The following is a 17,956-nucleotide window of genomic DNA, read 5'->3' on the forward strand; positions in this document are numbered from 1 at the left end:
CCACAGTGTATCCGTGCTGCCACAGCACTCTCGGCCGAGTGCCCCCTGACCGGCCCGTACGGCCCGTACGGCTCAGACGGTGAGCAGCGTGCGGACCTCCAGGCCCGGGAGCCGGTCGCGGCCCGAGAGGAAGGACAGCTCCATCAGGAAGGACGCGGCCACGACCTCCGCGCCCGTCCTTCTGACCAGCTCCACGGCCGCCCTGGCCGTGCCGCCCGTGGCGAGCACGTCGTCCACGATCAGGACCCGGTCGCCGGGGTCGAAGGCGTCGGCGTGCACCTCGATCGTCGCGGAGCCGTACTCCAGATCGTAGGACTCCTCGTACGTATCGGCGGGCAATTTACCCTTTTTACGTACTGGGACGAATCCCGCGCCACTGCGGTAGGCCACCGGCGCGGCCAGGATGAAGCCCCGCGCCTCGATGCCGACCACCTTGTCGAAGGTCAGGCCTTCGCCGAGCTCGTCCACGACCTGCGTGAAGGCCGCGTGGTCCGCCAGCAGCGGCGTGATGTCCTTGAAGAGGATGCCGGGCCTGGGGTAGTCCGGGACATCCCTGATGAGAGCCGTCCAGTCAGTCACGACGCCCAAGCCTAACGGGACAGGGGAACATGAAGGCGCCCCCGGAACCGGCGGGTTCCGGGGGCGCCTGCGTCGGACGGGCCGGGGGTCAGCGCTTCTTGCGCTTCTCCGTGCCGGCGGCCTGCTGCGTGCCGGCCGAGACGGGCTCCTTCGCGGCGGCCTTGGCCGCGGAGACCTGCTTGGCGTGCACCCGCTGGGCCAGCGCCTGCCACTTGGGCTCCCGCTCCTTCAGCGTGACCAGGATCGGCGTGGCCACGCACAGGGACGAGTAGGTGCCGACGATCATGCCGACGAACAGGGCCAGCGACAGGTCCTTCAGCGTGCCGGCGCCGAGCAGCGTGGTGCCGATGAACAGGATCGCCGCCACCGGCAGGATCGCGACCAGCGAGGTGTTCAGCGACCGGATCAGCGTGTGGCTGAGTGCGTTGTTGGCGGCCTGCGTGTAGGTCATCTTCGCGCTCGTGCCGAGCTTGCCCGTGACCTCCTTGATCATGTCGAAGACGACGACCGCGTCGTACAACGAGTAACCGAGGATCGTGAGGAAGCCGAGCATGGTCGCCGGGGTGACCTCGAAGCCCGACCAGGCGTAGACGCCCGCGGTGATCACGAGGTCGTGGACGAGGGCGACGATCGCCGCGAGGGCCATCCGCCACTCGAAGGCGACCGACAGGTACAGCATGATCGCGATCATGAAGACCGCGAGGCCGATCCAGGCCTTCTGCGAGACCTCGCCACCCCAGGTCGCGCCGATGACCTGGGAGCTGACCTGGTCTTCCTTGATCCCGTACTTCTGGGCGATCGTGGTCTGGACCTTGGTCACCTCGTCGCCCTTGAGGCTCTCGGTGGTGACCCGCCAGTTCGGACCGGCCTGCTGCACGATGACCTGGTGGACCCCGGCGTCCGAGACGGTCTCGCGGACCTGCTCGATGCTGGAGCCGGGCGTGCGCGTGAAGTCGAACACCGAGCCGCCGCGGAACTCCACGCCCAGGTTGAGCCCGTTCAGCGCCAGGCCGAGGATCGAGACGGCCAGCAGGAACACCGACAGGCCGTACCAGATCTTGCGCTTGCCGACGAAGTCGATGTTGATGTCGCCGCGGTAGAGGCGGCTGATCACTCCCGGCATCACGCCTCCTGCAGGGTCTGCTCGGCGGGGCTGGTGCGGCCCATGCGCTCCGCGTCGAGTCCGGACAGCTTGTGGCCCTTGGAGAAGAACCGCAACCGCCCCATGAGGGACATCAGCGGCTTGGTGAACAGGAACACCACCACGATGTCGATGAGCGTCGTCAGGCCCATCGCGAACGCGAAGCCGGCCACGTCGCCGACCGCGAGGAAGTAGAGCACCACCGCGGCGATGAACATGACCGCGTCGGCGACCAGGATGGTGCGCCGGGCGCGCCGCCAGGCCACCTCCACGGCCGAGCGCAGCGTGCGGTGGCCCTCCTTGATCTCGTCACGGATCCGTTCGAAGTAGACGATGAACGAGTCCGCGGTGATGCCGATCGAGACCACCAGACCGATGATGTGCGGCAGCGAGAGCCGGAAGCCGGCGTTGTGGCTCAGCACGTCCACCGTCAGGTACGTGAACACGGTGGCCACGCACAGGCTGGCGATGCCGATGAGCCCCAGGCCCCGGTAGTAGATCAACAGGTAGATCATGACGACGAGCAGGCCGAGCGCACCGGAGATGAGACCGCCGTTGAGCTGGTCCTGGCCGAGGGTCGAGGAGACCGACACGACCGAGCTCTGCTGGAACTTCAGCGGCAGCGCGCCGTACTTGAGCTGGTCGGCCAGCTCGGTGGCGGTCGTCTGCGTGAAGCTGCCGGAGATCCGGGCGCTGCCGCCGGGGATGGCCTCCTCGATCGTCGGAGCGACGATGACGACGCCGTCCAGCACGTTGGCGAGCTGGTTGCGCGGGGCCGGCAGGGACGTGATGCGCCGGGTGATGTCGGCGAACTGGCTGGCGCCCTTCGACTTGAAGTCGACCTGGACGATCCACTCACCGGTGGTGGGGTCGGTGCCCGCCTGGGCGCCGCTGATCTCGGTGCCCTGCACCGCGGCCTTGTCCAGGATGTAGCGGGCCGTGCCGTCGTCGCTGCAGGCGACGATCTGCTTGTTCGGGTCGTCCGCGGCGCCCTGACCGCGGTTCTTCGCGGTGCAGTCGATGTTGCGGAACTCGGTCAGCAGCGCCGGGTCGATGCCGCTGGTGTCCTGACCTGCCAGTGGGTCGCCCGCGTCCTGCGGAGCGGCCGTCGGCGTGGGGCTGGGAGCGGCCGCCGAGGGCGACGCCTTCGCCCGGTTGGCGCGGGCGGCTCCCGCCCCCGCCTTGCGGTGGTTCCCGGCCCTCTCCGAGGCGCTCGGGTCCGGCGACGGCGCGGTCAGCGCCTTCGACAGGGCGCGCCCGGCGGGAGTCGCGTTGCCGTTGTCCGCGCCCTGCCCGGCCGGCGTCGGCGTGCCCGCGGTGGTCGCGGGCGTCGCCGTGGCCGAGCCGCTGGGCGTCGGAGCCGCCGTGGGCACCTCGGCCGGCGGGTTCGCCGCGGCGGCCACCGCGAGCACCTGCCGCATGCGCAGTTCGGCGGTGGTCGACACCAGCTTGAGGGCCTCGTCACGGCCCGCGCCCGGGATCTGGATCACGATGTTGTCGTTCGACTTCGCGACCTGGGCGTCGGAGATGCCGGTGCCGTTGACGCGCTGCCGGATGATCGTCACGGCTCGGTCGAGGCTCTCCTGCGACGGCGCCTTCCCGTCCGCCGTGACCGGCGAGAGCGTCACGGTCGTGCCGCCCGCGAGGTCGAGGCCGAACTTGGGGACGAACGCCTTCTGGAGGGCGACCGTCGCGCCCATGACGATGATGAGCGCAAGGAGCAGCAGGAGTGTGCGTCCCGGCTTGCTCTGGCTACTGGTCGGTGGGGCCACTGGAGGTCAGTTCTTTCGTCGAAAAGTTGTGATCAGCCTACTCAGGACTGCTTGGTGCTCGTGTCGTCGCCGTTCCCCGTGTCGGTGCCCTCGGTCACGGTCTCCTCGGTTTCGGTCACCTCGTCCGCGGGGGTGATCACCCGGCCGATCGCCGCCTTGACCCAGCGGGTCTCGACACCGGGGGCCACCTCCAGCACGACGTCGTCGTCCTGCAGCGCGACCACCGTCGCGAACAACCCCGTCGTGGTCATGACCCGGGCGCCCGGGGTGAGGGAGTTCTGCATCTGGATCTGTTCCTGCTGCCGCTTGCGCTGGGGGCGGATCAGGAGGAAGTAGAACACCACTACCAACAAGATCAGTGGCAGGAACGTCCCAAGCGGGTTGTTACCCACGGGGGCCACCCTTTCGTAACGTGATGAACCGGCCTGACGCCGGAGGTCTTGTGCGCTTCACACGCGGGCCACCGCGACTTCTCGCGTGTGCGGCCAGTCAAGCCACGCAGTGTATGCGAGCACGCAGAAGCCCGGCAACGAACCCACGGGCAGGCGGGCGGGAAAGTTCCCGTTTCATGGGCTTCGCAATCGGTCTGTTACCTCTTTGCCCCGGTTTCCGCTTACCGCCTTGGCGCCCGGCGTTCAGGCGTCGTCGAAGAGCGAGGGCACCGCCACCGAGCCGACCGCGTCGGGAGGCGGGGTCATGCCGAGGTGCGCCCAGGCGGCCGCGGTGGCGACGCGGCCCCTCGGGGTGCGGGCCAGCAGCCCCTGCCGCACCAGGAAGGGCTCGGCCACGACCTCGACGGTCTCCGGCTCCTCCCCCACCGCCACCGCGAGTGTCGACAGGCCCACCGGGCCGCCGCCGAACTTGCGCAGCAGCGCGTCGAGCACGGCCCGGTCGAGCCGGTCGAGCCCCTCGGCGTCGACCTCGTAGAGGTTGAGCGCCGCCGCCGCGATCTCCCGGTCGATCACGCCCTCCGCGCGGACCTCGGCGAAGTCGCGCACCCGGCGGAGCAAGCGGTTGGCGATGCGGGGCGTGCCGCGCGAACGGCGGGCGATCTCGTGGGCGCCCTCGTCCGGCAGCTCGACCGACAGCAGCTTCGCGGAGCGCCGCAGCACCTGCTCCAGCTCGGCCACGTCGTAGAAGTCCATGTGGGCGGTGAAGCCGAACCTGTCGCGCAGCGGCGCGGGCAGCAGCCCCGCCCTGGTGGTCGCCCCGACCAGGGTGAACGGGGCGATGTCGAGGGGGATCGAGGTGGCGCCGGGGCCCTTGCCGACGACGATGTCCACCCGGAAGTCCTCCATGGCGAGATAGAGCATCTCCTCCGCCGGGCGGGCCATGCGGTGGATCTCGTCGATGAACAGGACCTCGCCCTCGGTCAGCGTGGACAGGATCGCGGCCAGGTCGCCCGCGCGCTCCAGCGCCGGGCCCGAGGTCATCCGCAGCGGCGCGCCGAGCTCGGAGGCGATGATCATGGCGAGCGTCGTCTTCCCGAGCCCGGGACCGCCGCTCATGAGCACGTGGTCGGGCGGGCGGTTGCGGCGCAGCGCGCTCTCCAGCACCAGCGACAGCTGCTCGCGCACCCGGCCCTGCCCGATGAACTCGTCAAGGCGCCGGGGGCGCAGCGCGGCCTCGATCGCCCGCTCGTCGCCCTCCGGTTCCGGCGACACGAGATCCCGCTCGAAGCTCACTCGACACCATCCGCTCGGCCTGCCGGGACCCGTCCGATTCCCGGTGAAAATTTCATGGAACCTTCAGCCCGCCACGAGGGTCACCGCACGCTCAGCACGCGCAGCGCCGACTTGAGCAGCGCCGCCACCTGCGGGGCGCGGCCGGCCGCGAGCTCCGCCTCGGCCTCCGCGGTGACCGCCGCGACCGCCTCGTCGGCGTCCCTGGACGAGTAGCCGAGCCCGACCAGCCCGGAGTGGACCTGGTCGCGCCAGACGGGCGCCGCCGACGCGCCGTTGAGCGCGGCGTCGACGGCCGCCGCCGGGGTGCCGAGCTTGTCCTTGAGTTCCAGCACGATGCGCTGCGCGCCCTTCTGGCCGATGCCGGGCACCATCGTCAGGGCCTTGATGTCGGCGCTCGCCACCGCGACCCGCAGCGCGTTGGGCGCGTGGACCGCGAGCATGGCCAGGGCCAGGCGCGGCCCGACCCCGCTGGCCGTCTGGAGCAGCTCGAAGACCGTGCGCTCGTCGTCGGAGGCGAAGCCGTACAGCGTGAGGGAGTCCTCGCGTACGACGAGCGAGGTGGACAGCCGGGCGGGCTCACCGACCCGCAGCCCGGCCAGGGTGCCCGGGGTGCAGTGGACGAGCATCCCGACGCCGCCCACCTCGACCACGGCGCTGTCGGCGCCGATCGCCGCCACCTGCCCCGCAACGGATGCGATCACCGCGTGTTCCCTCCCCGGTCCTGACGCCCGGCCGCGACTTCGCCGGGTCTCCCAGTCCTACCAGAGCCCCCGGTGCCCCCGGTGCCACCAGTGCCGATGGCGGCGGCACCGCCGGAACGGGCCCTGGCCAGGGCGTCGGCCAGGCGATGCTGCACGCCGCCGCGCCAGACGTGGCAGATGGCCAGGGCGAGCGCGTCGGCCGCGTCCGCGGGCCTGGGCATGGCGTCGAGCCGCAGCAACCGGGTGACCATCGTGCCGACCTGCTTCTTGTCGGCGTTGCCGTTGCCGGTGATCGCGGCCTTGACCTCGCTGGGCGTGTGCAGCGCGACCGGCAGCCCCCGCCGGGCCGCGCAGACGATCGCGACGGCCGACGCCTGGGCCGTCCCCATCACCGTGCGGACGTTGTGCTGGGCGAAGACCCGCTCGACGGCGACCGCGTCGGGCCTGATCTCGTCGAGCCAGCGCTCGATCTCGGCCTCGATGACGACCAGCCGGGACCCGATGTCGTCGTCGGGCGGGGTGCGGACCACCCCGACCGACAGCAGGCTCAGCGGCGCGCCCGGGCGGCCCTCCACGGCGCCGAGACCGCACCGCGTCAACCCCGGGTCCACGCCCATCACCCGCAGCTGGGGCATCCGCACCGGCACGCCTCCCTGATCCCGGCGGCGCGGCCGCCGCTGCGCCGAACATCTGTTCGGTCGGTCACTCTATCGCGATCAGCGGCCGCGCGGGGGCGTCAGAAGTAGTCGATCATGTACGCGGTGCAGCCGAAGGCGGCGTCCAGCGCGTCATCGGTGTCGGGAGATCCGCCGCTCAGCAGGCCGGCCCGGCGGAGGGTGGCCGCGGGGACGCCGGCGAAAAGTGCGGACATCCCGCCGATCGCGAGCCGTGTCGCGTCGCCGGCGGCCTTCTCACCGCCCGGCGCGTCCCGCCGTGTCATGGAGCCGGCGCGGCCGTCCACCCGCAGCAGCCACGCGCCCGCGTTGCCCGGGCGCAGGGCGTCGGTCACCTCGACGGGGATCTCGGCGCGGACTCCGGCGGGGAAGCCGCGCCCCTCGACAGCGGCGGGCAGATCGATCAGCCGGAACATCCACCGGGTCTGGCTGACCTCGTCCCTCGACCGCTCCCGCAGCATCCAGAGCACCGGGTCGGCCGGGTCCACGAACGCCTTCACCGACTTGGCGACGCTTGAGGAGCTGCCGACCAGCGACCACAGGGCCCTGGCCGTCGCCTCCGACCCCGCGAGCAGGTTGTCGACCTCGATGTCCCCGTCGCTCCACCGGTAGACGACGAACCCGTCCTCGGCCAGGTAGCAGAAGTCGTCGTCGTCCTCCAGCCACAGCCGCCAGGTCCGCTCGTCGAAGCAGAGCGGGCCGCTCGCGCGGGCGGCGGTGTGCACCCGGCCGACCAGGGCGACGACCTCGGCCGCGTCGGCGGGGCCCATCCTGCGCAGCTTGACCGCGCCGGACGCGCCGGATAGACCGGATGGACCGCCGAGCGTACGCAGCGCCTCGGCGGGCACGGTGACCCGCTGGAGCACGCCGGCGTGCTCGTAGCCCGCGCTCCGGTAGATGGGCGTGGTGGCCGGGTAGAGCGCGGAGACCACGTGGCCCAGCTCGGCGCAGCGCTCGATGACCGCGTGCGTGAGCGCCCGGCCCACGCCCCTGCCGCGGTCCTCCGGCGCCACCGTCACAGCCCCCACGCCGCCCATGGACAGCGGGCGGCCGTGCCACCACTGGACGTACGGGTTGATCCTGGCCGCGCCGACGAGCCGGGGGCCGTCGAAGGCGCCCAGATAACGGCCCTCGGGCAGCATCGGGGTGACGAGCTTGCGCCAGGTCTCCACGTCGCCGCCGGACAGCGGGCCGAAGGCGCGCCTGCGGGTGTCGAGGACGGCGTCCAGGTCGTCGCTCGTGAGATGACGGATGTCCACAACCGGCCAAGCTATGCGGGCCCCGGCGGCCATGCCACCGGTTTTCCGCTCACGCGGGGGCCTCGGGCCGGGCCCCGCGCCCATGTGGGCCGAGGGCCCGTGCCCATGTGGGCCGAGGGCCCGTGCCCGCCTCCGGCGTCAGGCGCCGACCTTCTCCATGACCTCGTCGCTCACGTCGAAGTTCGCCCAGACGTTCTGCACGTCGTCGCTGTCCTCGAGCGCGTCGATGAGCTTGAAGACCTTGCGGGCGCCCTCCTCGTCGAGGGGGACGTTGAGCGTGGGGACGAAGCTCATCTCGGCCGACTCGTAGTCGATGCCGGCGTCCTGCAGCGCCTTGCGCACGGGGATCAGGTCGGAGGCCTCGGAGACCACCTCGAAGCTCTCGCCGAGGTCGTTGACCTCCTCGGCGCCCGCGTCGAGGACGGCCATGAGCACGTCGTCCTCGGTCAGCGACCCCTTGGGGACGATCACGACGCCCTTGCGGTTGAACATGTACGACACCGAGCCGGGGTCGGCGAGCGAGCCGCCGTTGCGGGTCAGCGCCACGCGCACCTCGGACGCCGCACGGTTGCGGTTGTCGGTGAGGCACTCGATGAGAACCGCGACACCGCCGGGGGCGTAGCCCTCGTACATGATCGTCTGCCAGTCGGCGCCGCCGGCCTCGAGGCCGCCGCCGCGCTTGCGGGCCCGCTCGATGTTGTCGATCGGGACCGAGTTCTTCCTGGCCTTGGTGATGGCGTCGAACAGCGTGGGGTTGCCGTCCGGGTCGGGCCCGCCGGTCCTGGCCGCGACCTCGATGTTCTTGATGAGCTTGGCGAAAAGCTTGCCGCGCTTGGAGTCCAGCGCCGCCTTCTTGTGCTTCGTCGTCGCCCATTTGGAGTGGCCGGACATCGCCTAGAGCTCCCTCACCATTTCGACAAAATACGAGTGCACCCGCGCGTCGCCCGTCAGCTCCGGATGGAAGGACGTCGCGAGCAGCGGTCCCTGTCGGACCGCGACGATCCTATCCCCAGCTTCGGTGCGGCCCAGCACTTCCACGTCGGGCCCCACGGACTCGACCCAGGGCGCGCGGATGAACACGGCCCTGATCGTCCCCCGTCCGGCGAAGTCGAGATCGGCCTCGAACGAGTCGACCTGGCGGCCGAAGGCGTTGCGGCGGACCACCATGTCGATGCCGCCCAGCGTCTCCTGGCCCTCGATGCCGCCCTCGATCCGGTCGGCCAGCATGATCATCCCGGCGCACGAGCCGTAGGCGGGCATGCCCTCCTTGATCCGCAGCCGCAGCGGTTCGAGCAGCTCGAAGGTGACGGCGAGCTTCCACATCGTGGTCGACTCCCCGCCCGGGACGACCAGCGCGTCCACCGCGGCGAGCTCCTCCTGCCTGCGCACCGGCGTGGCGGTGGCGCCCGACTCCTCCAGAGCGCGGATGTGCTCGCGCACGTCGCCCTGCAGGGCGAGCACGCCGATCTTGGGTGCGGACGTCACGGTTTCCCTTCCTGTGCTGACGTGTTCAGGGTATGGCCGCGGTCTTGCGGGCCCAAAACGACGGATCGGACGAGGCCGGCGTGTTCCGTCAGGCACGGCCCAGCTTCGCGAGGGCGGGCAGGGCGTGGGCTATGGCCGTGCGCTCCTCGACGGTCAGCGCGTCCAGCCGGTCGGACAGGTAGGCGATCCTGGCCCGCCGTACGGCCCGGAGGCGGTCGCGTCCCTCGCCGGTCAGCTCGACGGTGCGCACCCGCGCGTCGGAGGCGTCGGTGCCCCGCGCGACGAGACCGGCCTCCTCCAGGCGGCTGACCTGCACGCTCATCGTCGGGAGCTGCACGCCGTGCTCCTCGGCCAGCTCGGTCATCCGGCGCGCGCCCTCCTCCAGGGAGCCGAGCACGGAGTATTGCTGGGCGGTGACCGGCTGCCCCGCCGTCGTACGGCGCAGCAGCATCACGATGTGGCGCAGCTCACGCGACAGGTTCTCGGCGAGCCGTGCCGTGTCGTCGGTCGTCATAGCAGGCCACGATAACGGGGCGGACAGCACGAACGCCCGGCCGGGATGTCCGGCCGGGCGTCTTCGCTCCGGCTTCCGGCGCCTACCAGCCGCGCTCGGCGAGGCGGTGCGGCACGGGGATGTCGTCGACGTTGATGCCGACCATCGCCTCGCCCAGGCCGCGCGAGACCTTGGCGATCACGTCGGGGTCGTCGTAGAACGTGGTGGCCTTGACGATGGCGGCGGCGCGCCTGGCGGGGTCGCCGGACTTGAAGATGCCCGAGCCGACGAACACGCCCTCGGCGCCGAGCTGCATCATCATCGCGGCGTCGGCCGGGGTGGCGATGCCGCCCGCGGTGAACAGCACCACCGGCAGCTTGCCGGTCTTGGCGATCTCGGCCACCAGCTCGTACGGCGCCTGCAGTTCCTTGGCCGCGACGTACAGCTCGTCCTCGGGCAGCGAGGTGAGGCGCTTGATCTCGCCGCGGATCTTGCGCATGTGGGTGGTGGCGTTGGAGACGTCGCCGGTGCCGGCCTCGCCCTTGGAGCGGATCATCGCGGCGCCCTCGGTGATGCGGCGCAGCGCCTCGCCGAGGTTGGTGGCCCCGCACACGAAGGGCACGGTGAACTGCCACTTGTCGATGTGGTTGGCGTAGTCGGCCGGGGTGAGGACCTCGGACTCGTCGATGTAGTCGACCCCGAGCGCCTGGAGCACCTGGGCCTCGACGAAGTGGCCGATCCTGGCCTTGGCCATCACCGGGATGGAGACGGCGTTGATGATGCCCTCGATCATGTCGGGGTCGCTCATCCGGGACACGCCGCCCTGGGCGCGGATGTCGGCCGGGACACGCTCCAGCGCCATGACGGCGACGGCTCCCGCGTCCTCTGCGATCTTGGCCTGCTCCGGGGTGACGACGTCCATGATGACACCGCCCTTGAGCATCTCGGCCATGCCGCGCTTCACGCGGGCGGTGCCGACGGCGGTGGTCTCGTTGACTTCGGGGGTGCTGCTGGACACGGTGCTACCTCACGACGGCGGGCCTACGGAATCCTCTCCATGGTAGGCCGTGACCGATCCCGCACCTCACGCACCCATATGTCGGAGTCGATCAGCCTCTTTGTCCATCACGGCGCGACAGGCTTGCGCGAGGCGAGCACGACCCAGACCTGGCCGCGGGCGAACGGCATGGGCGTGCCGTCGGCCATGGTGTAGGTGGTGCCCTTCTTCTCCGAGGAGCGCGACCACTTGATCCGGAATGCCTGGCCGTCCCTGAGCACGACGCCGGTGCCCTTGCCCACCGTGTGCACGAGCGGGGTGTAGCTGCCGGTGAAGTCGTGGAACTCCGAGCGGTCGGTCTTCACCCACTGGATGACGATCGTGGGGGCGCCCTGCTGGCCGCCCTCGGCCGCCATGTCCTTCTCGCCGTCCTGCGTCACCAGCCACCGCTTCTGCGACGCCGACCACGTGAACGTGAAGCGGGCCGCGGGATAGCGGACGGTGACGCTCTTCTGCGGCGTGCCTCCGGCCGGCGGCTCGTCGGAGAAGACGAAGCCGATGTCGTGCGCCCTGGTCGCCTGCGGCGCCTTGGCGAGCAGCTTCCTGGGGCTGCCGACCAGGTTGTACGGCGCGACCCGGCCGGCCGCGCGGGTGTACGCCGCGGGGACCCGGCTGTCGGACACGTCGAACAGCGAGGCCTTCTGGACATAGGGGATCATCTTCGTCTGCACGCCGGAGTAGGCAAGGGCGGGCTTGCCGAACATCGGGAGGATGTGCAGGTCGGAGATGCGGGCGCTGCGGACCGGCCCCACCTGGGCGGGCAGCTTCGAGGAGAAGATCGCCATGAGCCGGGTGAGCCCGCCTTCGACCTGCTCGACGAAGACGATGTCGGCGCTGCGCAGGCCCATCTGCGGCTTGCCCGCGTGGGTGTTCTCGATCTTCACGGCGAGCACCGGCTTGCGCGCGGCGATGGGGCGGCCGGTGAACGGATGCTCGGGAGGCGGCGGAGGCGGAGTCGGCGACTCCACGACACTGGCCCCCTGGGACTGGGCGACGGGCTTGTCGCCCCCCGAGCACGCGGCTCCGGTCAGGACGACCGCCATGGCCAGCGTGAAGCCGATCCCTGCCCGCACCGTATCCGCTCCTCCCGATGGAAAGCCCTCGCCACCAGGCACGACGGACCTGGCCCACGCGGACCCGTTGACCAGCATGGCAATGAATCGGCATGAGCTTACCGGGATCAGCCCGAAATGCCCGACAAAAAGTGACTATCCACTAGCGAGCGATTCGGGCGGTTCGTCATCGATGTCGAAGAAGCGGGGCGGGTCGGTGTGCCCGGCGAGGTGCAGCGTGCGGGCCAGCCAGCGCCGCTGCGCCGCACGGGTGACGGCGGCGGCGTTGTTGTAGAACCGGCGCGAGTAGACGACCTTGGCGACCGCGGTGTCCAGTTCCTCCAGCAGGGCGGCCCCCGCGGGGTGCTCGGCCAGCTTCTCCCGGAACCGCTCCTGGTCGACCACCGCCCGCAGCGTCCTCGACAGGTCGCTCTCGGCGTGCTCGCGCTCGTCCGGCCCCGCCGTACGGGCCTCGTGGGCGGCCGCGGCGAGCACCAGCGAGGTGGCGGGGTCGAGGATGCGCGAACCGGCGAGCTCCAGGCAGACCGCGGCGCGGCGCAGCAGCGCGGCGTCGAGCGCGGCCTGGGCGGTCTCCAGGCGGATGTGGAGACGGTCGAGCCGCCCCGCCCGCCAGGAGACGTAGACGGCGAACAGCACGACGACCACGGCCGCCACGAGGATCAGGGTCGTGGTCACGCCGGCACCTCCCCGTATGCGACCTGACCGCCACGGATCGTCATGGCAGCGCGTCCTCGACCACGCCCGCGCTGGCGTGGGTGACCGTCTCGTAGACGCGCACGACCTCCCGCGCGACCGTCGACCAGTCGTACTTCCACACCGCCTGGCGGGCCTCGTCGGAGAGCTTGGCGCGGCGCTCGGGGTCGTCGAGCAGCCGGGCGGCCTCCCTGGCCAGGGCCGCGGGGTCCCCGGTCGTGAACAGCGCACCGGCCTGGCCGTCGTCCAGCACGCGCCGGAAGGCGGGGATGTCGCTGGCGAGGATCGGCGCCCCGGCCGACATCGCCTCGGTGAGCACGATGCCGAAGCTCTCCCCGCCCAGGTTGGGCGCGCAGAAGACGTCGACGGAGTGATAGGCGCGCACCTTGTCGGCCTCGCTGACCATGCCGAGCAGCCCGACCCTGTCGCGATACTCCCGCGGCACCCGCCCGAGCACGTCGTCGGGGTCGCCCGGGCCGGCGATCAGCAGGCGCAGCCTCGGCCGCTCCGGAGCCAGCAGGGCGAACGCCTCCAGCAGCACGGCCAGGCCCTTGCGCGGCTCGTCCATCCGTCCGAGGAAGCCGATCACGTCGCCGTCGGGACCCCAGCCGGGCAGCGGCTCGCCCTCGGCGTACCTGCGCACGGTGACGCCGTTGGGGATCAGCACCGCGTCACCGCCGAGGTGCTCCACCAGCGTCTTGCGGGCGGCCTCGGAGACCGCGATCCTGCCCGTGATCTTCTCCAGCGCGCTCTGCAGCATCGGCGCGGCCACCGACATGGCCCGCGACCGCTCGTACGAGGCGTGGAACGTCGCCACGATGGGGCCGCGAGCGACCCAGCAGGCGAGCACGCCGAGGGACGGCACGGCGGGCTCGTGCACGTGCAGCACGTCGAACCCGCCCTCCCTGATCCACTTGCGCACCCGGTTGGCCGACAGGAACCCGAACGCCAGGCGGGCGACCGACCCGTTGTACGGCACGGGCACGGCGCGGCCCGCCGGGGTCACGTACGACGGCAGGCCGGCGTCGTCGGCCGCGGGGGCGATGACCGACACCTTGTGCCCGTCCTCGATGAGCGCCTCGGCGAGGTCCCTGATGTGCGCCTGCACGCCCCCGGGGACCTCCCAGGTGTACGGGCAGACGATGCCGACGTTCACGACTGCGCCCCGCCCCGGGGCTCCAGGTCGTCGAGCCAGAGGCGCTGGAGCATGTGCCAGTCCTCCGGATGCTCGGCGATGCCCTTCTCGAACACCGCCGCCACGGCCTGGGTCATCACCCCGACCTTCTCCTCGCGCGTCCCCTCGGCCGGGACGGGGATCTCCTCGTGGATGCGGATGCCCCAGCCGTCCCCCTCGAACCACAGCACGGCGGCCAGCAGCGCGGCGCCCGTCTGGACCGCCAGCGCCGCGGGCCCGGCGGCCATGCGGGTCCTCGCGCCGAAGAAGTCGACCTCGACGCCGGAGGCGGTCAGGTCGCGCTCGGCGGGCAGGCAGACCGTCTTGCCCTCGCGCAGCCGCTTGGCGAGCGTGCCGAACGCCATCGCGCTGCCGCCGCCCTTGGCGGTCAGCGGCAGCACCTCCATGCCGAGCCGCTCGCGGTAGTCGACGAAGCGCTCGAACAGCGACTCGGGCTTCAGCCGCTCGGCGACCGTGGTGAAGCGGTGGCCCATGTGCACCAGCCAGGCCCCGGCGAGGTCGTAGTTGCCCATGTGGGGCAGTGCGACCACCACTCCCCTGCCCCGGGCGAGGTTGTCGAAGATGTGCTCGCCCCCGGTGGCCCGGGTGCCATCGAGGATGCGCTCGCGGGTGTAGGCGGCGAAGCGGAACGACTCCATCCAGTAGCGGAAGTAGGAGCGCATGCCCGCCCGGCTCAGCTCGCGTACGGCGCGGTCGCCGGCGTCGCCGCCGACGACGCGGGCCAGGTTGGACTCCAGGCGGCGCACGGACTTGCCGCGCCTGAGCCACAGCCAGTCGGCGAGCACCTGGAAGAACCACGCGGCCAGCCGTTCCGGCACGTATCGGACCACGGCCCAGCCGACGGAGTACGCCGCCGCGACCAGCCGGTCGGCGAGGGGCACCGCACCGGGTCGCGCGGACCGCCCGGGGGGTGGGCCGTCCGAGCCCTTCATCTGACCACCGCCTGTCTGTAGACGTGCACCATCCGCTGCACCACCGTGACGGCGCTGGCGGCGGCGAGCAGCCAGAGCCCGGCCGCCAGGACGTACGGCACGCCGAGGCCGGACAGCCCGGCCGCCACGAGCACGACCACGAGACGCTCCCCCCGTTCGGCGATGCCGACGTTCGCGGACATGCCGAGGCCCTCGGCCCTGGCCTTGGCGTAGGAGACCAATGCTCCCGCGACGAGGCAGAAGAGCGCGACGACCGCGAGGACGATCTCCTGCTCGTCCTTGAGGACGAAGTAGAGGATCAGTCCCGAGAAGATCGAGGCGTCGCCGAGACGGTCGAGCGTGGAGTCCAGGAAGGCGCCCCACGTGCTCCCCTTGCCCGTCATCCGGGCCAGCACGCCGTCCAGGAGGTCGGCGAGCACGAAGAACGTGATGACGAGCGTTCCCGCGAACAGATGCCCGAGCGGGTAGAAGACGAGAGCGGAGGCCACCACTCCGAGCGTGCCGATCGTGGTGATCACATCGGGCGAGATCCCCCAGCGGGCGAGGGCTCGCCCCAGAGGGGTCATGACTCGGGTGACGGCGGGGCGCAGGATGTTCAACATCGCCGTCCGATCGTAGGCCATCCAGCGCCGCCGCACCTCGCAAGCACATTCCGCCGAAAAGTCTTGTGATATGCGCCACATGGGTAAAGGGTGAAGAGCACGCGCCCGCGGGGCCGCGCGGAGACGACACGGAGGTGAACCGCCGTGCCGGCCGCCGCACGGTCCTGAGAGGGCGAGGCCCCCGGGCGCGGACAGCGACGGCAGAGCGGCCGGCGCGGGGTGCGTGCCACGTGCCCATCCCGACCGCTCAGAGATTCGGGAGGCGATGTGGCCGAAAGATCAACCGGCGCGACAACAGGGGCCGCGGGCAGGGCACCCGCGGCCGATCGGCCGGACATGGTGCGCAATGTCGTGCTGGTCGGCCATTCCGGGGCCGGGAAGACCACGCTGGTCGAGGCGCTGCTCGCGGAGACGGGCACCATCCAGCGCCCCGGCCGGGTCGAGGACGGCACCACGGTCAGCGACTTCGACGAGGTGGAGGTGCGCCAGCAGCGTTCCGTCAACCTGTCGGTCGCTCCCGTCGTCCACAACGGCATCAAAATCAACTTCTTGGACACCCCCGGGTACGCCGACTTCGTCGGCGACCTGCGGGCCGGCCTGCGCGCGGCCGACGCGGCGCTGTTCGTCGTCTCCGCCGCCGAGGGTGTGGACGGGCTCACGCGCATGCTCTGGGAGGAGTGCGCGCTCGTGGGGATGCCCCGCGCCGTGGTCATCACCAAGATCGACCACCAGCGCGCCAACTTCGACGAGGTGCTCGCCACCTGCCAGGACGTGTTCGGCGACGGGGTGGCGCCGCTCTACCTGCCGGTGAACGGCACCGGGCTGCTCGGCCTGCTGTCGCAGCGGCTGTTCGACTACACCGGCGGGCGCAGGACCGAGCGGGAGCCCGACGCCGGCCAGCTCGCGCTCATCGAGCAGTATCGCGGCGACCTCATCGAGGGGATCATCCAGGAGAGCGAGGACGAGTCCCTCATGGACCGTTACCTCTCCGGCGAGACGATCGACACCAAGGTGCTCATCGACGACCTGGAGAAGGCGGTCGCCCGGGCCGGCTTCTATCCGGTGCTCGCCACGGCGCCCGGCGTCGGCATGCTTGAGCTGCTGGAGATCGTCACGCAGGGCTTCCCCTCACCCCTGGAGCACCCGCTGCCCAAGATCACCTCGATCGACGGCAAGCCGTGCAGGGAGTGCACCGCCGACCCGGACGGCCCGCTCGTGGCCGAGGTCGTGAAGACCACGAGCGATCCGTACGTCGGGCGGATCAGCCTGGTCCGGGTCTTCTCGGGCACGCTGCGGCCGGACATGACGGTGCACGTGTCGGGTCACGGCCTGGCCGAACGGGGGCACGAGGACCACGACGTCGACGAGCGGGTGGGCGCCCTGTCGTCGCCGCTCGGCAAGATGCAACGGACCGTGGGCAAGTGCGTCGCCGGGGACATCTGCGCGGTCGCCAAGCTGTCGCACACCGAGACGGGCGACACGCTCTCGGACAAGGGCGACCCGCTGCTGGTCGAGGCGTGGACCATGCCGGAGCCGCTGCTGCCGGTCGCCATCAGGGCGAAGTCGAAGGCCGACGAGGACAAGCTCAGCCAGGCCCTGAGCCGCCTGGTGGCGGAGGACCCGACGCTGCGGCTGGAGAACAACGCCGAGACCCGCCAGCTCGTGCTGTGGTGCATGGGCGAGGCGCACTCCGACGTCCTGCTCGACCGCCTGGCCAAGCGGCACGGGGTCGAGGTCGAGAAGATCGACCTGCGGGTGCCGCTGCGGGAGACGTTCGCCGGAAAGGCGCAGGGCATGGGGCGCAACGTCAAGCAGACCGGCGGCCACGGACAGTACGCGATCTGCCACATAGAGGTCGAGCCGCTGCCGTCGGGCGGCGGGTTCGAGTTCGTCGACAAGATCGTGGGCGGCGTGGTGCCGAGGCAGTTCATCCCGTCGGTGGAGAAGGGCGTGCGGGCCCAGATGGAGCGCGGGGTCGTCGCCGGCTACCCGATGGTCGACGTCCGCGTGACGCTCTACGACGGCAAGGCCCACTCGGTCGACTCCTCCGACATGGCCTTCCAGATCGCCGGGCAGCTCGCGCTCAAGGACGCCGCGTCCAAGGTGGCGACGCACCTGCTCGAACCGGTGGACGAGGTGTCGGTGCTCGTGTCCGACGACTACGTCGGAGCCGTGATGTCCGATCTGTCCTCCCGGCGCGGCAGGGTGCTCGGCACCGAGCCGGTGGGCACGGGCCGCACGCTGGTGCGCGCCGAGGTGCCGCAGCTGGAGATCACGCGGTACGCGATCGACCTGCGCTCGCTGTCCCACGGGACGGGCACGTTCAGCCGCTCCTTCCTGCGGTACGAGCCGCTGCCCGCCCACCTCGCCGACAAGGTCGCCGCCGCGAGCGAGTAGCGGCCGGAACGGTTCGCGGACTCCGGCGGCCCGCCTCCCGCCCGCCGGGGTCCGCCCAGCTCAACGGCACTGTCTCCTCGGGCGGGGTTTCGCGTGCCCGGGGCCCGGGGAGCCCCACGAGGTGCCCCGCGTCACTTCCGCATCACAAATTCATTTCGTTTTTCTGGCTAAACCGCTCTTTTGCCGATGTAAGACTTATGGCCTGACTTACTGGCAAA

At 71.2% G+C, this 17,956-nt stretch carries 18 protein-coding genes; 1 reads left to right on the plus strand and 17 read right to left on the minus strand.

Annotated features, from left to right (window positions below; all coding sequences use genetic code 11):
* Positions 1 to 72 precede the first annotated feature (72 nt).
* From OHB01_RS35015 to pgsA, 17 genes are all read right to left on the minus strand, one after another.
* The gene (locus OHB01_RS35015; RefSeq protein ID WP_142648939.1) at positions 73 to 579 is read right to left on the minus strand and encodes an adenine phosphoribosyltransferase; all 507 of its coding nucleotides are present in this window, start codon (positions 577 to 579) and stop codon (positions 73 to 75) included.
* An 88-nt stretch (positions 580 to 667) separates the two neighbouring features.
* The gene (gene secF, locus OHB01_RS35020) at positions 668 to 1,702 is read right to left on the minus strand and encodes a protein translocase subunit SecF (protein ID WP_142648938.1); all 1,035 of its coding nucleotides are present in this window, start codon (positions 1,700 to 1,702) and stop codon (positions 668 to 670) included.
* Complete coding sequence (secD, locus tag OHB01_RS35025; protein WP_312845752.1) at positions 1,702 to 3,492, minus strand: protein translocase subunit SecD; 1,791 nt, start codon at positions 3,490 to 3,492, stop codon at positions 1,702 to 1,704. Before secD ends, secF begins: the two co-directional genes overlap by 1 nt.
* A gap of 41 nt (positions 3,493 to 3,533) precedes the next feature.
* Entirely contained in the window at positions 3,534 to 3,884 is a 351-nt protein-coding gene (gene yajC / locus OHB01_RS35030; RefSeq protein ID WP_142648937.1) for a preprotein translocase subunit YajC, read from the minus strand.
* A gap of 243 nt (positions 3,885 to 4,127) precedes the next feature.
* Positions 4,128 to 5,177, minus strand: coding sequence for a Holliday junction branch migration DNA helicase RuvB (ruvB, locus tag OHB01_RS35035; protein ID WP_142648936.1), 1,050 nt, complete (start codon positions 5,175 to 5,177; stop codon positions 4,128 to 4,130).
* Positions 5,178 to 5,257: 80 nt separating this feature from the next.
* On the minus strand, positions 5,258 to 5,878 hold the full coding sequence (ruvA, locus tag OHB01_RS35040) for a Holliday junction branch migration protein RuvA (protein ID WP_328710391.1): 621 nt from the start codon (positions 5,876 to 5,878) through the stop codon (positions 5,258 to 5,260).
* Positions 5,875 to 6,504 carry a crossover junction endodeoxyribonuclease RuvC gene (ruvC, locus tag OHB01_RS35045; protein WP_328710898.1) on the minus strand — a complete coding sequence of 210 codons (630 nt, stop codon included), beginning with the start codon at positions 6,502 to 6,504 and terminating at the stop codon, positions 5,875 to 5,877. Before ruvC ends, ruvA begins: the two co-directional genes overlap by 4 nt.
* Positions 6,505 to 6,614: 110 nt before the next feature.
* The gene (locus tag OHB01_RS35050; RefSeq protein ID WP_147944779.1) at positions 6,615 to 7,811 is read right to left on the minus strand and encodes a GNAT family N-acetyltransferase; all 1,197 of its coding nucleotides are present in this window, start codon (positions 7,809 to 7,811) and stop codon (positions 6,615 to 6,617) included.
* A 138-nt stretch (positions 7,812 to 7,949) separates the two neighbouring features.
* Positions 7,950 to 8,702 (minus strand): YebC/PmpR family DNA-binding transcriptional regulator, encoded by a 753-nt coding sequence (locus tag OHB01_RS35055; RefSeq protein WP_142648933.1) that lies wholly within the window; start codon positions 8,700 to 8,702, stop codon positions 7,950 to 7,952.
* A gap of 3 nt (positions 8,703 to 8,705) precedes the next feature.
* A complete protein-coding gene (gene pdxT, locus OHB01_RS35060) occupies positions 8,706 to 9,296 on the minus strand; it encodes a pyridoxal 5'-phosphate synthase glutaminase subunit PdxT (RefSeq protein WP_142648932.1) in 591 nt (196 codons plus the stop codon).
* 88 nt (positions 9,297 to 9,384) lie between these two features.
* Positions 9,385 to 9,810, minus strand: a complete 426-nt coding sequence (locus tag OHB01_RS35065; RefSeq protein ID WP_147944780.1) for a MarR family winged helix-turn-helix transcriptional regulator — start codon at positions 9,808 to 9,810, stop codon at positions 9,385 to 9,387.
* Between the two features lie 82 nt (positions 9,811 to 9,892).
* Entirely contained in the window at positions 9,893 to 10,807 is a 915-nt protein-coding gene (gene pdxS / locus OHB01_RS35070; protein WP_147944781.1) for a pyridoxal 5'-phosphate synthase lyase subunit PdxS, read from the minus strand.
* Between the two features lie 107 nt (positions 10,808 to 10,914).
* Positions 10,915 to 11,919 (minus strand): DUF3048 domain-containing protein, encoded by a 1,005-nt coding sequence (locus OHB01_RS35075; protein WP_142648930.1) that lies wholly within the window; start codon positions 11,917 to 11,919, stop codon positions 10,915 to 10,917.
* A 135-nt stretch (positions 11,920 to 12,054) separates the two neighbouring features.
* On the minus strand, positions 12,055 to 12,594 hold the full coding sequence (locus OHB01_RS35080; RefSeq protein WP_142648929.1) for a hypothetical protein: 540 nt from the start codon (positions 12,592 to 12,594) through the stop codon (positions 12,055 to 12,057).
* 40 nt (positions 12,595 to 12,634) lie between these two features.
* Positions 12,635 to 13,768 (minus strand): glycosyltransferase family 4 protein, encoded by a 1,134-nt coding sequence (locus OHB01_RS35085; protein ID WP_142648928.1) that lies wholly within the window; start codon positions 13,766 to 13,768, stop codon positions 12,635 to 12,637.
* Complete coding sequence (locus OHB01_RS35090; protein WP_260617343.1) at positions 13,765 to 14,688, minus strand: phosphatidylinositol mannoside acyltransferase; 924 nt, start codon at positions 14,686 to 14,688, stop codon at positions 13,765 to 13,767. The genes OHB01_RS35085 and OHB01_RS35090 overlap by 4 nt, the downstream gene beginning before the upstream one ends.
* 47 nt (positions 14,689 to 14,735) lie before the next feature.
* Positions 14,736 to 15,341: a phosphatidylinositol phosphate synthase gene (gene pgsA / locus OHB01_RS35095; protein WP_142648977.1), complete on the minus strand. Its 606-nt coding sequence runs from the start codon at positions 15,339 to 15,341 to the stop codon at positions 14,736 to 14,738.
* Between the two features lie 267 nt (positions 15,342 to 15,608).
* On the opposite strand from pgsA, the gene OHB01_RS35100 reads away from it, so the two are divergent.
* Complete coding sequence (locus tag OHB01_RS35100) at positions 15,609 to 17,738, plus strand: elongation factor G-like protein EF-G2 (RefSeq protein WP_142648926.1); 2,130 nt, start codon at positions 15,609 to 15,611, stop codon at positions 17,736 to 17,738.
* Positions 17,739 to 17,956: the final 218 nt, after the last annotated feature.

The organism is Microbispora hainanensis (genome assembly GCF_036186745.1).
GTDB lineage: Bacteria > Actinomycetota > Actinomycetes > Streptosporangiales > Streptosporangiaceae > Microbispora.

What these genes read in the sequence shown, in the direction of transcription:
- OHB01_RS35065 (WP_147944780.1), bottom strand. Translation starts at nt 9,810, where the DNA reads ATGACGACCGACGACACGGCACGGCTCGCCGAGAACCTGTCGCGTGAG.
- secF (WP_142648938.1), bottom strand. Translation starts at nt 1,702, where the DNA reads ATGCCGGGAGTGATCAGCCGCCTCTACCGCGGCGACATCAACATCGAC.
- pgsA (WP_142648977.1), bottom strand. Translation starts at nt 15,341, where the DNA reads ATGTTGAACATCCTGCGCCCCGCCGTCACCCGAGTCATGACCCCTCTG.
- OHB01_RS35055 (WP_142648933.1), bottom strand. Translation starts at nt 8,702, where the DNA reads ATGTCCGGCCACTCCAAATGGGCGACGACGAAGCACAAGAAGGCGGCG.